General features: G+C 51.5%; 16 protein-coding genes. 7 read left to right on the forward strand and 9 right to left on the reverse strand.

What is annotated here, in order from left to right:
- Positions 1-22: 22 nt before the first annotated feature.
- Positions 23-907 carry an RluA family pseudouridine synthase gene (locus BM299_RS10890; protein ID WP_092483904.1) on the forward strand — a complete coding sequence of 295 codons (885 nt, stop codon included), beginning with the start codon at positions 23-25 and terminating at the stop codon, positions 905-907.
- A gap of 10 nt (positions 908-917) precedes the next feature.
- On the opposite strand, the gene BM299_RS10895 is transcribed toward BM299_RS10890, so the two are convergent.
- From BM299_RS10895 to BM299_RS10910, 4 genes are all read right to left on the reverse strand, one after another.
- The gene (locus tag BM299_RS10895; protein WP_092483906.1) at positions 918-1,220 is read right to left on the reverse strand and encodes a hypothetical protein; all 303 of its coding nucleotides are present in this window, start codon (positions 1,218-1,220) and stop codon (positions 918-920) included.
- Positions 1,221-1,225: 5 nt separating this feature from the next.
- Positions 1,226-1,501, reverse strand: coding sequence for a hypothetical protein (locus BM299_RS10900; RefSeq protein WP_092483908.1), 276 nt, complete (start codon positions 1,499-1,501; stop codon positions 1,226-1,228).
- A gap of 23 nt (positions 1,502-1,524) precedes the next feature.
- Complete coding sequence (locus tag BM299_RS10905; RefSeq protein WP_092483910.1) at positions 1,525-1,707, reverse strand: hypothetical protein; 183 nt, start codon at positions 1,705-1,707, stop codon at positions 1,525-1,527.
- Positions 1,708-1,774: 67 nt separating this feature from the next.
- Complete coding sequence (locus tag BM299_RS10910) at positions 1,775-4,543, reverse strand: dynamin family protein (RefSeq protein WP_092483912.1); 2,769 nt, start codon at positions 4,541-4,543, stop codon at positions 1,775-1,777.
- A 428-nt stretch (positions 4,544-4,971) separates the two neighbouring features.
- Here BM299_RS10910 and BM299_RS10915 point away from each other — a divergent pair, with 428 nt between their 5' ends.
- From BM299_RS10915 to BM299_RS10925, 3 genes are read left to right on the forward strand one after another with little or no spacing between them, the layout of a single operon-like run.
- Entirely contained in the window at positions 4,972-6,045 is a 1,074-nt protein-coding gene (locus BM299_RS10915; RefSeq protein ID WP_245779733.1) for a TRAP transporter substrate-binding protein, read from the forward strand.
- 23 nt (positions 6,046-6,068) lie between these two features.
- Positions 6,069-6,560, forward strand: a complete 492-nt coding sequence (locus BM299_RS10920; protein ID WP_092483914.1) for a TRAP transporter small permease — start codon at positions 6,069-6,071, stop codon at positions 6,558-6,560.
- A complete protein-coding gene (locus tag BM299_RS10925; RefSeq protein ID WP_092483916.1) occupies positions 6,557-7,867 on the forward strand; it encodes a TRAP transporter large permease in 1,311 nt (436 codons plus the stop codon). The genes BM299_RS10920 and BM299_RS10925 overlap by 4 nt, the downstream gene beginning before the upstream one ends.
- A gap of 126 nt (positions 7,868-7,993) precedes the next feature.
- On the opposite strand, the gene BM299_RS10930 is transcribed toward BM299_RS10925, so the two are convergent.
- From BM299_RS10930 to BM299_RS10940, 3 genes are all read right to left on the reverse strand, one after another.
- Positions 7,994-8,644: an HD-GYP domain-containing protein gene (locus BM299_RS10930; protein WP_092483918.1), complete on the reverse strand. Its 651-nt coding sequence runs from the start codon at positions 8,642-8,644 to the stop codon at positions 7,994-7,996.
- A 119-nt stretch (positions 8,645-8,763) separates the two neighbouring features.
- On the reverse strand, positions 8,764-9,720 hold the full coding sequence (locus tag BM299_RS10935; RefSeq protein ID WP_092483920.1) for a putative PEP-binding protein: 957 nt from the start codon (positions 9,718-9,720) through the stop codon (positions 8,764-8,766).
- A gap of 64 nt (positions 9,721-9,784) precedes the next feature.
- The gene (locus BM299_RS10940) at positions 9,785-10,489 is read right to left on the reverse strand and encodes a hypothetical protein (RefSeq protein WP_245779734.1); all 705 of its coding nucleotides are present in this window, start codon (positions 10,487-10,489) and stop codon (positions 9,785-9,787) included.
- 164 nt (positions 10,490-10,653) lie between these two features.
- Here BM299_RS10940 and murJ point away from each other — a divergent pair, with 164 nt between their 5' ends.
- Both murJ and BM299_RS10950 read left to right on the forward strand, forming a co-directional pair.
- Positions 10,654-12,180 (forward strand): murein biosynthesis integral membrane protein MurJ, encoded by a 1,527-nt coding sequence (murJ, locus tag BM299_RS10945; protein ID WP_092483922.1) that lies wholly within the window; start codon positions 10,654-10,656, stop codon positions 12,178-12,180.
- A gap of 64 nt (positions 12,181-12,244) precedes the next feature.
- Positions 12,245-12,538, forward strand: a complete 294-nt coding sequence (locus BM299_RS10950; protein WP_092483924.1) for an ArsR/SmtB family transcription factor — start codon at positions 12,245-12,247, stop codon at positions 12,536-12,538.
- Positions 12,539-12,550: 12 nt separating this feature from the next.
- On the opposite strand, the gene mnmL is transcribed toward BM299_RS10950, so the two are convergent.
- A complete protein-coding gene (gene mnmL, locus BM299_RS10955; protein WP_092483926.1) occupies positions 12,551-13,510 on the reverse strand; it encodes a tRNA modification radical SAM protein MnmL/YtqA in 960 nt (319 codons plus the stop codon).
- 226 nt (positions 13,511-13,736) lie between these two features.
- Positions 13,737-14,825, reverse strand: a complete 1,089-nt coding sequence (gene gap / locus BM299_RS10960) for a type I glyceraldehyde-3-phosphate dehydrogenase (protein ID WP_092483928.1) — start codon at positions 14,823-14,825, stop codon at positions 13,737-13,739.
- A gap of 262 nt (positions 14,826-15,087) precedes the next feature.
- Between gap and BM299_RS10965 the strand changes: the two genes are divergently transcribed.
- Positions 15,088-15,513, forward strand: coding sequence for a PaaI family thioesterase (locus BM299_RS10965; RefSeq protein WP_092483930.1), 426 nt, complete (start codon positions 15,088-15,090; stop codon positions 15,511-15,513).
- Positions 15,514-15,737 lie beyond the last annotated feature (224 nt).

Raw genomic sequence — 15,737 nt, forward strand, 5'->3', positions numbered from 1 at the left:
GCTGCCTGTTGGGGGGGGGAATATGCAAGAGCTGGTTTATCATATTGATCAAGACGATGCCGGCGGGACAGTGGGCGGTTTGCTTCGCCGAAAAGGATTTTCCCGCACTTTAATCCGCGGGCTGAAGAGGGCGGGGGAGGTGTTGCTGAATGACGTGCCGGTGTATATGCGGGAGCGGGTGAGCGCGGGGGATGTATTGACGGTTAAACTGCCGCCCGACGGGGCAACTAAACTGGAGCCGGAAAGGCACCCGCTGGAAATATTGTACGAAGATGCGGACTTACTGGCGGTAAACAAACCGGCGGGTATGCTGGTGCACCCGGTTGGCTGCGAGCAGCGCGGCACCCTGGCCAACGCTGTGCTTTATCACTGGCGGGTAAGGGGAGTGGAGGCCCGGTTCAGGCCGGTTTATCGCCTGGACCGGGATACTTCGGGCATTGTGTTGGTGGCCGTCGGGCATTTTGCGGCACAGCAGCTGGCCCGCCAGTTGACAACGGGAACCCTGTGCCGGCGTTACCTGGCGGTGGTGGAAGGCTTACCCGGCTCCCGGGGGACCATAGATTTGCCCCTGGCCTTGCAGCCCGGCGCCACGGCCCGGTGGATGGTGGCGCCGGGTGGAAAGAGGGCGGTCACCCACTACCGGGTGGTCAGGAAGCTCCGGGGGGCCGCGCTACTGTCCCTGGAACTGGAAACCGGACGCACCCATCAAATTCGGGTGCACATGAGCCACGGCGGTCACCCTTTGGTGGGGGACGCCCTGTACGGTGGGGATACCGCGCTGCTGGACAGGCAGGCCCTGCATGCTGCCTTCATTGCCTTCAATCACCCGCGCACCGGCGTACCGGTCAAACTGTGCAGCCCGCTTCCGGCGGACATGCGTGGACTGGTACAGCAGTTGCTGCCCTGAAAATTACTGCCTAGTACCAGCTAAAAATATAAATCAGTACAAAAATTACCCCGGCCAGGATGGTGAGCAGAAAACACAGGCCGTTGCGCAGCAGTTTTCGCAAAAGGGCCAGTTCGCTTTCCAGCCTGGCCAGCTTTTCATGCACGCCCAGCCGATTGGTCTCTGTTTCTTTTTTCAGGGCGATAATTTCCATTTCCATGCTGCTGAATTTCTTTTCCGCCGGTAAGAAGAAGCCGTTTCTTAATGACTGGGCCAGTGAACTGGTCAATTCCGGCGGACTTGTATCCCTATTGAATTCATAAAGCTGGGCCATGTGTTTTACACTCCCCCGGATGCCTGGTTGATGGCGTCCCTGATGGCGGACAGTACCAGCAGTGGTATTTCTTCCACTTTTTGTTCCAGACCGGTAACTCGTTCTTTGAGTTCCTCAATACCGGCCTGGTCCTGCTTGCGCATTTCCTCCAGCATGCTCATCAACCTGCTGTTTTCAGTTAATACCGGCTGGACAAATTTCGCCTTGAGGCCTATTAAAATATCGGTTAAAATAGTCTGCACCTCGTCTTTTTGTCCCTGAAACAGGTTTGCTGCCGTCATTAGAATCCTCCTTTGCCCCAATTTTATATTTTTTTAAGCGCCTGTTTGAAAGACTCCAGGAAATCCCTGGTTTGTCGCATGCGGTTTTCATGGATAACCCGGGCCAGTTCCTCCGTTAAATCGCGTTTAATTTCCTGGCCGGTGCTGTCGCTGACCTCCCTGATAATTTTGCGCAGCCGTTCATCGAGTGCTCGGGCGTTCTGCATCATTGATCCCTCCCGGTGAGTTGCGGGCAAGCCGCTAAAATATACCGGCTTGTTGAACCCCTATTCTTTAATGTTCCGTTATTGTTTCCTCCAATGCCCTCAGTTCAGCGATATAACGGTTAATGACAGCCAGTACGGCCGGTGATAATATTTTCGGCTCCGGCGTCGCGACCGGTTGTTTTAACCTGCTTGCCGTTTGCCGGGCCAGAGATCTGACGGTCCCGGCAATGCGTAATTCTTCCCCGGTCAACAACGCGCATAGCGTATCGCGGGTTTCCCGGGGACTGCTTTTGTTTTTTAACAGCCGGTCAATGGCCGATACCAGTTCGTGCATCCCGAATTCAGGCACCGCCTGACCCGCTGCTGCAACCCCCCACCGGTGATAGAATCGGGACAAAGGGGCATTAATGCTCCGGGCCAGGTCGCGGCAGGAGGGCACTGTTTCCGCCTGGCGGGAAAGCCTTAAAAAACCTTTTTTTATTAAGCGCTTTCCATCCCTGAAACCACGCAGATCTTCCGGGCTGCTGAAGGTGGCGATTTTTTTCCGCCAGTCGGCCAGTTCAGCTTTTATTTGCGCCAGCAGTTCTTCGGCTTCGCGCTGCATCTGGGATTTTTTTTGAGCGTCTTTTTCCTGGGGGGATTCTTCCCGGCCGGCTGCATGCAATATTTCAGCGGCCCGGCGGATAAACAGCCGGTAATTGCCGGCGCAGCGCGACTGCCAGATTTGGTCCTTCAAGTGCTGTAACAGCCGGGAAAAATTATTTTGGTCCCGCCCGGTCAGGGCTTCAAGGGCGGAAATAAAATGTATTCGGGCCGGATCCGCCCGCCCCTCGGAAAGTTTGGCCAGGTTTTCCCGCAGGTAGTTATGCGCCCTTTCCCGCTGCCGAGGTGTCAGGGTGTCGGCAAAGTTTATAATGACAAACAATTTGCGGGAAAAATCAGGTGTTTGGGGGGCGGCCTGAAAAATCATACGCAGGATGCCCGTATCCGGCCTGGTTAAAATATGTTTGCCGTTCAGGAAAAGTAGAAAACAATCTGAATCCGGCAGGTAGCGGGCGGTAATTTCCCGGTGCCGGTGGTAGACCGAATCCAGGCCGGGGGTGTCTACAAAGGTGGCCGTACGCAGTAAGTCCGCCGGGTGCTGGATGGTTATATTTTCCACTCGCAGGGCCAGATGCGTACCGGAAATTTGTGCCAGGGCTTTGCGGCCTGCTTCGCTTTCCAGGTCCAGTTCCAATATGTCCGTTTTTTTAAAGCGTACCACGAAGTAATCCGCCAGTTGGCTGTCTGTGAATTTATTCCAGGGTATTTTTTTAAATAATGTCTTCCACGGGCGCTTGCCGCCTGAAAAATCCCGCTTTACCCGGGCAAAGGATTTTTTCAGCGCTTCCAGTTCCCGGAGCAGTTCGGCGGCGGTTATTTTTAATAATTTACCATTTGCGCTTTTTTCCAGGGAGTGGATTTGTTTTTGCAGTTCCCCGTCACCCAGCCAGCGTTCCAGGGTGGCCAGTTCATGCCGGCAGATTACGGCGTGCTGGCCTTCCCGGTAGTGGGTGGGAATGGTTGCCTGTTGCGCAAAGGTAATGGTGACTCGACGGGGAGCGCCGTGGATGAGCCGGGTGACGGCGAAAGTGGTGGGGCGGCTTTCCGCGGGCAGCAGCGGCTCCCCCATTATTGCGTTGAAAAAAGTGGATTTGCCGCTGGAAAAGCTGCCGGCGGCAGTTACCAGGTATTTTTCCCCGGCCAGTTCACCGGAAAGTGTTTTTAATTGCCGGGTTATATCCTGATAAGGCTTCAGCGCCGGTTCAGCTGCGACCTGTGCCAGAAGGGTCCGGATTTTTTCCTTTATTACCGCCGGGTCCGGCATGCTGCCGACGGTTTGATAAACCACCGGGATACCGCCGGGATAAATCGCCGGTTCGGGAGATTGCTTCAGCAGGGCCCCGATTTGCTGCGCGACCGGAGGCAAAGTTTTAATCAGGTCCACGCCCCTGATGACCTGGCGGGCGTGCTCCCGGGCCTGCCAGAAACGCACTAAAAAGTCCGCGTCACCGGCTTCCCGCTGGGAGGCGGCGACGATATCCGGGATGCGGCGGTCCAGACCGCTCAGTTTGCCGGTGATGTGCTGCAGCGCCAGTGCGGCTGCGCGTTCCTCGATAAACAGCCGAAATTTATCCACCGCTTCGGGGTCCAAGGTATTGGTCCGCTGCAATGTAATTTCACCGCCGCAGATTTGGCGCAGGACCCGGCCCGCTTCCCGGAAAGAAGACCCGTCATAATGACCCAGGTTGCAGTTGATCACAAAAGAAATCTGCCCCGGGGCGTATTTTTTTATCAGTTTTTGAATGGCTTGCCGGTCGGCCTCGCCCGGCCCCCGCTGGTGCAAAAGGTAAATAATGTGGTTTGCAACCGGCAGCCGTTCCGGGGAAAATGCCGGCCCTGTTAAGGCATCAATCCCCGGGGTGTCGACAATTTGCATTTTTTGCAGCAAGTTGTGCGTGAGCCGTACTTCAACTTTTTGTATTTCCCGGCCATACAGCGGTTTTTGCGCCAGCAGGGCGGTTAATTCCCCTTCGGCCAGCGTGTTAACCTGCCGGTCGGCAAAATAAACCCGTGCCAGAAAGCGCTTGCCGTAACTGAAGCGTACCGGGGCGGGGGTAGTGGGAATGATGTCCACCGGTGCAATGGTTTTTTCCAGCAGGTTGTTAACCAGGGTGGACTTGCCGGTGTTATACGGCCCCATAAATACAATGGTCGGCGCTTCTTCGGGCGATAGGTATGATGCGCGCAGTTCATCAACCCGGGAGAAATATTCGGCTATGTTCTGGTTTTGCATTCAACCCCCTCCTGGGATGTCCAATTTCCTTTTTCCTTGTTGGAATATATTAAAAGGGCGGCGCCGTTATGACGGCTTATTATAAAAAAAATTGTCAAAAATAATTTTTGCAAGGAAGGAAAACTTTTTTTGAGTATGGAATAATATTAATTACAGTAATTAATATTTTTGCCTGTTAAGAAGTAATTGTTTGTCAATTAAGTGCAATGACAGCATTTTTAAAAATGGTCCCATGGTTAGTACGGGTACGGTTGAGTTTTAAAAGGTAGGACAGTTATACGGTAGGAAAAAGCAGATGCGGTATTTTCCCGGCTGTTTCCGGTTTTTTTTCACTGGGGAAAGGGGCGGGAGTGAGTTGCATTTCTTTTTAAACTCCTACGGGGGTTTTTTTATTTTAACAATGAAAATTTTGAAGGAGGTATTAAGCATTGAAAGGGTTTCGTTTTGGTTATGGTTGGAAAGTACTGCTGTTATCGGTGTTGATGGTATCATTCGCATTAACTGGTTGTTCATCATCGACACCTTCACCGAAACAAGATAAACCGGCAGCGGTTGAACTTAAGCTGGCTCATTTCTTTCCCAGCACCCACCCTGCTGAGACGGAGTTAATCCAGCCCTGGGCAAAAGCTATTGAGGAAGCCACCGGCGGGCAGGTGAAAATCACCAGTTACCCCGGCCAAACCTTGCTGACAGCAGATGCTATTTACGATGGAGTGGTTACCGGCATTGCCGATATCGGCATGTCTTGTTTTTCCTATACCCGGGGGCGTTTTCCGGTTTTAGAGGCTTTCGAACTGCCCGGTATTACTTACAATAACTCCAAGGTAGCCAGTAAAGTTGCCTGGGAAGGTATTCAACAGCTTAACCCCCAAGAAGTACAGGACACTAAACTGATGATGGTGCTTACCACCGGCCCGGGGGATTTATTCACCAAGGTTCCGGTTCGCAGCCTGAGCGATCTGCAGGGATTGGAGATCAGGGCCACCGGGTTGAGCGCTAAAACGCTGGAGATACTGGGGGCGACTCCGGTGGCCATGCCCCAGTCGGAAGCTTACGAAGCTTTATCCAAGGGAGTTGTCCAGGGGAATCTTTCCCCGGTCGAGGTATTGCAAGGTTGGCGACACGCTGAGGTAACCGACTATTTAACTCGCACACCCTTCCTTTACAACACCTTGTTTTTCATAACCATGAACCTGGATAAATGGAACTCCCTGACCCCGGATACGCAAAAGGCCATTGAAGAAGTTAATAAAAAGTATTTTGAAGAAGTAGCCATGGGGTTATGGGATAAACAAAACGAATCCGCGTTAAAATGGGCGGTGGAAGAGACCGGTATGGAAGTTATTGAACTGCCTCAAGCGGAAGCGGAACGCTGGATAAGTTTGGTTAAACCGATCCAGGACGATTTTGTGGCCAAAATGAATGAAAAAGGGCTTGACGGCCAGCAAATTTTAGAAACAGTTAAAAAGTTAGCTGATAAATATAATCAAGAATACAAGTAACTTCTTTTGGGGGTTTTTGAGCCATGAAAAAATTTTCAGGCTTGGTTGCGGGGCTGAGCCGCCTCCTGGACAGAATAGCCGCTCTTTGTATTGTGTCCGTCATGGTTTTAGTGGTAGCCAACATTCTTTTACGCGCTTTACTGGGCCGCCCCATTTTGGGCACCTATGAATACGTGGGCTTTTTGACGGCGGCAATGATAGGCCTGGCATTGGCTTCCTGTGCCCTGCAAAACGGCCATATTGCGGTGAGCTTTGTGATGGAAAAGTTACCGGCCAGGATACAGGCTTGCGTTGATATAATTATTAATGTTTTTGCACTGTGTTTTTGGGGATTGGCTGCCTGGTACACCGGTAAATATGCCAACGGCATGACGGTTAGCGGCGTGGTTTCTCCCACCACGCAGACGCCCTTTTACCCATTTGTATACCTCGTTTCTTTTGGTTTGCTGGCTCTGTGTCTGGTATTGCTTGCCGGGTTGGTGGAATCTATAAAGAGGGCGGCAATTAACAAATGAACCCACAATTTGTTGGTTTAGCCGGTATACTGGCTTTTTTTGCCCTGTTAATTTTACGCATGCCCATAGCTTATGCCATGGCCCTGGTGGGTTTCGCCGGTTTTAGCTTACTGGCGTCACCCACCGCGGCCTTCAGCATGGTAGCCAAGGAAACCTATTTAACCTTTTCTTCCTATTCGCTGAGCGTTATTGCCATGTTTGTCTGGATGGGGTTCCTCGCTTATTACTCCGGCATTGGATCCAGGCTGTATGTTTTAGCGTATAAGTTAATCGGGCATTACCCCGCCGGGTTGGCCATTGCCACCCAGGCGGCGTGCGCTGTTTTTGGGGCTATTTGCGGTTCAAACACGGCCACGGCGGCAACCATGGGCGCCATAGCCCTACCGGAGATGAAGAAATATAAATATGATATTTCCCTGGCCACGGCCAGTGTCGCTGCCGGCGGGGTCCTTGGAGTTTTAATTCCCCCCAGTGTTATCATGATTGTTTACGGTATGGCCACTGAGCAGTCGGTTGGCAAACTCTTTATGGCCGGTATTGTGCCGGGAATGCTGCTTATGGCTTTGTATATGGCGGCCATATTTATTCTGGCTGCCCGTAACCCCGACCTCGGGCCGGCCGGGCCCAAGGCCGGTTGGGAGGAAAGGATAAATGCGCTCCGTGGGGGGCTGGGGGAGGTCTTGATTGTTTTTTCCCTGTCCATAGGAGGCCTTTTTGCCGGGTGGTTTACCCCTACGGAGGCGGGTGCTGTAGGCGCAGCCGGGGTCCTGGCCGTGGCTCTGGTTAAAAAGCGCCTCAACTGGGAGGGGTTTAAAAAGTCCCTGTTTGACGCTACCCGGACCACGGCCATGATCATGCTGATGGTCGCCGGGGCGGTTATTTTCGGGCGCTTCATGGCCATCAGCCGGGTTCCCTTTGAACTGGCCAACTGGGCCGGTGCCCTGCCGTTTCCGCCATTTGTCATTATGGCCGTTATCTTGCTTATTTACTTGGTGCTTGGCTGTTTTATTGACGCGCTGGCACTGGTTCTCCTTACCATTCCCATCTTCTACCCCGTTGCGGTTACCACACTGGGCTACGACCCCATATGGTTCGGCGTGATAATCGTTATGGTGGTGGCCATGGGTGTGATTACGCCTCCGGTGGGTATGAATGTTTATGTTATTAAAGGAGTCGCTCCGGATATACCCCTGGAAACCATTTTTAAAGGGATATGGCCGTTCCTGCTGGCTTTGGTTATCTGCCTGGGTATATTGATAGCCTTCCCGCAAATCGCTACCTTTTTACCGAATATTCTTTTAGGGTAGTCTTACCAAAAATATACGCAGGAGCCTACTTGCTTCCTGCGTGTTTTGTTTCTATACGGCATAAGAAAGACCAATGCAGCGGTCCGTACAATGAATGCGCTGCTTTGTAGATTCTTTTTGATAAAGTCAGGTCGTAAACTTAAACTTGTCCTCCAGTATTAATCTAATGCAGGCTTTTACTATAGTTTCGTCATATAAGGTTCCGCTGTTATCACTTATTTCTTGTATGGCCGTGTCCATTCCAAGGGAACTCCGGTAAGGTCGGTGTGAACTAATGGCTTCGACAACATCAGCTACGGCAATAATTTTTGCTTCGAATAAAATGTCTTCCCCTAACAGGCCAACAGGATAACCGGTACCGTCTAATCTCTCATGGTGTTGCAGGACCATTTTATGTACCGGCCATGGGAATTTTATTTTGCTTAATATTTTATAACCATTTTGCGGGTGACACTTAATAATACCAAATTCATGCTCGCTGATGGCACCGTATTTGGACAAGATATGATTGGGAATTGCAATTTTGCCGATGTCATGTAAGAGGGAGCCGATTTTAATTCCTTCTATTCGATGTTCAGGCAGGCCTAATTTTTCTGCAATGGCGCAAGCCAGTTGAGATACTCTCTGCTGGTGGTTGGTCGTATATGAATCAATTAACGAACTAATGGTGATTAATACATCAACAGTGCCATTTAAAACTTTTAGTACCTCATCTTTTATGTTTAAATCTTCTTTTATGCCTGAATCCAAATTTAATAAATTCGCAGCTCTTTCCATAATTCATCCAACCTTTATTCCAATTTTAAATGCTATTTTCTATAAATTTTAGATTATTTGCAAAAAACAAGCAAGGTATTTTTGGTAAAAAGGAAGACTGGGCGTGGGTTTTTGCCATGCTACTTTAACAGCCGGGCCAGACACTCCTCCGCGTAACGCTGGATTTCGTTCGGGGACCAGAACGACATGGCCTTGGAAGCCACCAGCTTGGCCCTGGGCATAGTCAGGCGACTGACGATTTCCCGGGCCTGCTCAATTTGTTCGGGCGCCATGACCAGTTCGTTGGCGCCGATGGCCACCAGGAGGGGCACCGCGGGCATCCGCCCCGCCAGGGGGGCCGTTACGGACACTGTTTTCCGCCTTTTGCGAACTTCTTCCGCCAGGTGGCTGATTTGAAACAGGAAAGACGGCGTGTAATCGTGCAGCAGCCCGCCATTAAGATTATGGCTGTTATTGAGTAACAGGGTATTGTAAATAAGTTTTTCACTGATACTGAAAAATGCCACTTCAAATGCCAATACCGGAGCCATCACCGCCGCCGCCGGGATTTCCACTTCCACGCCCAGTTCGGGCATGGCCACGTGGGGGATGTTTTGCCCGGCCAGTTCGTGGTGGATGTCATTGATCATCTCCTTTATGCGGAGGACTTCTGATACATCCGCCACCACGGGCAGCAGCAGGCGCAAGTTCCCTGCCGCGCCGGCCCGCATAAAGGCCCGTAGTTGCGGCAGCAGCATGTCGGGCCGGGCCAGTCCCAGGCGCACGCCCCGGTATTCATCGGATAGCCCGGCATCCTTTATGGCGGTTATCCGGCTCGGAGGCAATTGCATCAGGCGTATTGTGACCGGGCGGCCACCCATTTTCCGGCTGATGCGGCAGAACGTTTCGTACAGTTCCTCCTCGCCAGGCAGGTTATTCCGGTCAAGGTACATGAAATCGGTGCTTAACAGGCCCAGGCCGTCCGCCCCGGATTCTGCCGCCCTTTCTACATCATCCGGTGTATAAGCGGGGGTGTTTATTAAAACAGCTTGCCCGTCTTTAGTTTGCGTATAAGGTTGCATCTCTGTTTCACTCAAGTTGGATCACCTTTCCTGGGAGTATGCGATGTTAGGTTAAGGGTATCACATTCGCTGGAAAATGTTAAGTCAGGGCTTTTTCAATATCTTTCAGGGCGGCGAGCACGTTGTCGTTGGTGACCCGGAAAAATTCCGCCAGGTCATCTTCCACCTGTTCGGCGGCCGCTTCGATGAGCCGGGCTACTTTGGCGGTGTTGATGTTAATGCGGTGCCGCGCGAACATTTGAATGCGATACTTGTTGGCCAGCGACTGGGGGGTGGCTTGAAAGATTTCAATGTAATCGGGAAAACCGGCAATGCGTGATTTGAGCTGATACCTGTCGTACCCCGTAATGTCTGCCAATAAGTTGCCAATCTGGTTAATCAGCCGGTGGTTGTTGAAGGCCCGGCGAATGGTTTGTCCGAAGGGTCCGCGGTTGCTGACCCGCAGTTCGATACCCATTTCCACAATATTGTGCGCCTTCCACCAGCCCATTTCCGCCGGAATATTGCAGGCGTCAATGGTTTGTTCCACCAGGGAGCGGCCTTTTTCAAAGCAGTAACCGCGTTCGCAACCCGGGAACTTTTCATCACCGTAGTAATCCAGGCCGCGGGGGGAGATGCCGTGCGTCACCACACCCCGGGCGAAATCCAGCAGTTTGGAGTTGTCTTTGCATATCTGCAGTATTTTTTTGCCCATACTGTGGGCCATGGTATGGGTCATTCTGGCGTTGATGGCCATATCAGGAAAAAGGCTGCCCAGGGTAATGGAATCGGAGGTGCGGCCCAATACTTTTTCAGCAAAATAGACATGTGTTTGCGGGTAAACGGTAATCTCCCCCCTTGCTGAAAAATGTGCTATTATAGTAATTGTTCTAAAAAGTTCTTTTTAACTGTGTTAATGAGGCATTTATAATACCGTTGTTTTTAATATATTTACGGAGGCGCCGGCAGATGTCAAGGCAAAATTTATTCAGAGCTTCTTCCATATTGCTCGTCTTATTTGTCGCCAGCCGGGTACTGGGCTTTGTTCGGGAGCAAGTCATTGCCGCCCTTTTAGGCACCTCATTGCAAGCGGACGCCTTTGTGGTGGCGGCCACCATCCCGTTTACACTGTCTTTTATTATCGGCGTTTCCGCCGGCAACGCATTGCTGCCGGTTTATACGGGGCGGCTGCAGGACGACGGCCGGTCTTATCTGGCCAGCACCGTTATGTACGTTACCGGTGCCATGATTGCTCTGCTCACCTTGTTGGGATTGTTTTTTACTCCGCAGGTGGTGGACTTTCTTGCCCCCGGCTTTACCGGCGAGGCCCGGCGGGTGGCGCTTTTGTGCACCCAAATCATGCTGCCGTCAACGGTTTTTCTGACCATGGGGTTTATGGCCAAGGCGGTGCTCAACGCCCACCGCGAGTTTAACGTACCGGCGCTGGCTCCGGTGTGGCAAAACTTTGTTTTTTTAATATTAATCGTTCCGCTGGGCAAGTACCTGGGCCCCGGCCTGGCCTGGTGCACCCTGGCCGGGGCGCTGGTGTTTTACTTATACAACCTGCCGGCCCTGGGACGCTTCGGGGTACCGGTGCGACCGCTTTTGAACATCCGGGACCCGGAAGTGCGCCGGGTGCTCCTTATGGCCGTTCCGGTAGTCCTGACAACGCTGGCCGGCCGGGGGTTTGTGTTTGTGGATCGCTGGTTCGGCTCGCACCTGGTGGAGGGAAGTATTGCCGCTTTAAACTTTGCCAACCGGGTACGTGAACTGCCCTATGGTCTTTTTGTGGCCGTGGTTTCCTCGGTTCTTTTCCCGGCCCTGGCCGCGGCGGCGGGCCGTCGGGACATGGAACTGCTGCGGGAAAGGACGGCCATGGGGCTGCGCCTGGTGGCGCTGGTAACCTACCCCTGCGCCGCGCTGCTGTTGGTGTTGGCCGCACCGGTGGTGCGCCTGCTTTTTGAACGGGGCGCCTTTGATGCCGCCGCCACGGCCGCCACTGCCACGGCCCTTGGTTTTTACGCGCTGTCGGTGGCCGCCATGTCAGCGAATTCGGTGCTGACCTATACTTTTTTAAGCCTGCGGGACGCCCTGCTGCCCCTGGGGGTGGGAGTGGCCGGGCTGGCCGTAAATATCGTACTGGATTACCTGCTGGTTGCTCCCATGGGACATGCCGGTCTGGCTCTGGGCAATACGGTGGGCTTTTTTGTCACCGCAATTCTTTTCCTGGCTTTTTTAACCCGCCGCCTGCGAGGATTTGACTGGCGCCGGCTGCTGGTGGACCAGTTCAAGATAATAACAGCCACTCTGGCGTTTGCCGCTGTGTTGCGGCTGGTTGGGGGATATGCCGGGCTGTACGCCGGTGCAATCTCCCTGGCCGGTCAGCTATGGGGCATGACGCTGGCGGTGGGGGCGGCGGTATCGGTATACCTTTTGCTGCTTTTAGTGCTGAATGTGGAAGAAATCGCGCCCTTAAGACAAAGATTCATAAAATAGTATTGTATTAAACATAATATTATAATATATTATTTCATAAAAAGACCCTCGGGGGTAATGCAAATTGAAGGATTTAAACAAGTATGAAGAGCCCGCCAGGTTATTAAAGGCGCTTGCCCATCCCACCCGCCTATGCATTGTGGCAGGTTTAATGAATGACAGCTGCAATGTCAATAAAATGAAAGGTTGCTTAAACTTGCCGCAGTCCACGGTCTCTCAGCAGTTGGCCATTTTACGCGCCCAGGGAATTGTGGACGGTGTGCGCAGCGGCACCGAAGTTTTTTACCGGGTAACCAACGAAAAAGTTAAAGAAGTGGTAAAAGTGCTCCTCGGCGATGATGCGGAAATTTTCAAGTAAATCCTTTACTGTTCAACGCCTGGACCATTTAAGGGCACTGCCGTTCAAGTAATTGAACTTTTTGCCCTGCCAGGTGTCTTCCTGTTTCAGGAGCCGCTCCAGTTCGGTTTTAATTTTCCACCAACTGGCATCCCAATTGCAAAAAAGTACTTCGTTTTGCGGGCCCTTGCCCACCAGGCGTTGAATGACAACTTCAGGGTCAAGGTATTCAAGGAAAGTAATAATTCTCCGCACATACTCTTCCATGGAAATCACGTCGAACTCGCCGCGCTCATACATTTCTCCCAGTTTGGTACCGCGTACGATATACAGGGAATGCAGTTTGACGTATCGTACTTGCAGCGCGGATAATATTTTGGCGTTTTCTATAACATCGGACATATTGTCCCACGGTAGGTTCAAAATCAGGTGGGCGCAAATTTCAAATTCTCTCCGGTGCGCGCGCAGTACCGCGTCGATAAATTCAGCCAGGGTGTGACCCCGGTTTATTTTTATTAAAGTATGATAATTGACGGTTTGCAACCCCAGTTCGATATTGATGTCCAGACCTTTTTCCACCTGTACTTCGGTCAGGATGTCCAGATAATCTTCGTTGATGCAGTCGGGCCGTGTGGATACCGATATGCCCACGATGTCTTTTCCCGCTGCCGTCGCCCTGATATTGGCGGCGAAAACATCGGGTGGCAGGTAAGTATTGGTGAAGGCCTGGAAATAAGCGATGAATTTTTCGGCCCCAAAACGCCGGTGGAAATAGTCCCTGTTGCGCCGCAGTTGCTCAGTTACTGACAGCGTGTTTGGCAAGGCATCGAACCCCGCCCCCTGCTCATCGCAAAAAATACATCCGCCGCGGCCTACCGTGCCGTCCCGGTTGGGGCAGGTGCCCGGTAGATTTATGGGTAGTTTGTAAACCTTTTGACCAAATTTTTTTATCAAATGTTCCGAATAAATATTGTACCTGCTTTTCGCTGGCATATTTTTCACCTGGTTTCATTTTATGCAATTTTACCATAGCCGTCGGTATTAATGAATCACTTCAAATATTATATCCTGGCCATACATTGGGGACACACCTCTTCGAGGAATGTCCCCAATGTATGGCCAGGACAAAGGAATGAAGTACTGAAAGGCGCGCAATAAGGGAACTGAATGAGCGCGCCTTTCTTGCAAATGAATCGGAGCCAGTCCCTCTTTTTGTTTTTTACTTGGGGACGTAGGCGGCGGAAACGCTGCGGTACAGGTTATCCCGGTTTATGCCGGTCCAGGTTATTTTGGGGACGCTGCCCGCTTCCCGCTTGGCCATGTACAGCGCCAGGTCCAGCACCCGGCAGGAATAGCCCCACTCGTTGTCGTACCAGGCCAGCACCTTGACCATATTATCTCCCAGGGTGATGGTTGAGGGGGCGTCCACAATGGATGAGTGCGAATCCCCGTAGTAATCCTTGGATACCAGCGGCGCGTCGCTGTACGCCATTATTCCCTTTAATTCCCCTTCGGCAGCGCTGTGCAGCGCCTGGTTCACTTCTTCCGCCGTGGTGGAGCGTTCCAAAACGGCGACAAAATCCACCACCGATACGTTGGGAGTGGGCACCCGCATGGCCAGACCGTTCAGCTTGCCCTGTAGTTCGGGGATAACCAGTCCCACGGCCTTGGCTGCGCCGGTTGTGGTGGGAATTATGGAAACGCCGGCGGCCCGGGCCCGCCGCAAATCCTTGTGCGGCAGGTCCAAAATTTGCTGGTCATTGGTGTAAGAATGTACCGTGGTCATCATCCCGTGCTTGATGCTGAAATGATCGTGTAATACTTTGACGATGGGCGCCAGACAGTTGGTAGTGCAAGAAGCGTTGGAAACCACATTGTGTTTTTCCGGGTCATAATCGTTATGGTTGACGCCCATTACAATGGTGGCATCCACATTTTTGCCCGGAGCGCTGATGATGACTTTTCCGGCTCCGGCCTTTAAGTGACCCGCCGCATCCTCTCCTTTGGTAAAGCGCCCGGTTGATTCAATCACCATACTTACACCCAGGTCGCCCCAGGGAAGCGCCGACGGCTCTTTTTCACTAAGTACCCTCACTTTTTTGCCGTTAACGGAAAACCCGCCTTCTTCCACCCGGACATCCGCGTTGAGTACACCGTGCACAGAATCGTATTTCAACAGGTGGGCCAGCGTTTTTGCGTCAGTGAGGTCGTTTACCGCCACTACATCCACTTCCGGGTTGTCCAGCGCCGCCCGAAAAACATTACGTCCAATGCGGCCAAATCCGTTAATACCTATTTTAATCGTCATAAAAAACGGCAACCCCTTTCCAACCTAATAATAAAATATATTCAAAAATAGTTTTACCGCTATATTAAAAGGTATGAATGCCAAATGAATCAATCTTTAATGAAATAAGTGGCAGCTTGATTTGTTTAACATTCTACACATTAATTTATGTCCAGTCCACAGGTTTTACTTAAAATAATTATTTATTTCACAAATATTTTGTATACAATAACTGATTTTGCCTGTGATAATATATAATTAGCTCATTAAAGGGGGATTGCAAGTGGGGAAATCGGAGATAAATATTAGTAATAATCTGGCGGCTTTTATAAAGGACGATCCCTTTCCCAACCACCTGGGGGTGAAAATTATCGAGCTTTCCCCCGGGTATGCCAGGGTATCCTTGCAGGTACAGGATTACATGACCAATATACACCGGATTACTCACGGTGGTTTAGTATTTACCCTGGCAGACGTGGCCCTTGGTATTGCCAGCAACGCCCGGGGGCAAACCGCGGTGGCGGTTAGCGTCAATATTAATTATATTAAGGCCAGTAAGCCCGGTGATACTTTAATCGCAACCGCTGTGGAAGAGCACCTGGGACGAAGCGCGGCAAACTATCGGGTAACAGTTGAAGACGGGCAGGGACGTTTAATAGCCTCAGCCCAGGGGCTGGTATTTATCAAAGCTGGTAAATCAAATGAGTAAACCTGCTATACTTACCACAAACTACATATTGCACAGTGTCAAAAAAAGTGATATATTAATAAGCGTCGCTGCTGCGACAGCGACGAAAAAAGGCAATAATGGCGGTAGTGGCGCGGCGAACAGCCCCCTATTCCCACCAGAAATTGCCGGTTGACGAAAAGTCAGCAAAAGTGATACAATAAAGATCCTGGCGCGAGGGCGCCACCTGAAAAGTTCCTTGAAAA

Source organism: Desulfoscipio geothermicus DSM 3669, assembly GCF_900115975.1.
Classification (GTDB): Bacteria; Bacillota; Desulfotomaculia; order Desulfotomaculales; family Desulfallaceae; genus Desulfoscipio; species Desulfoscipio geothermicus.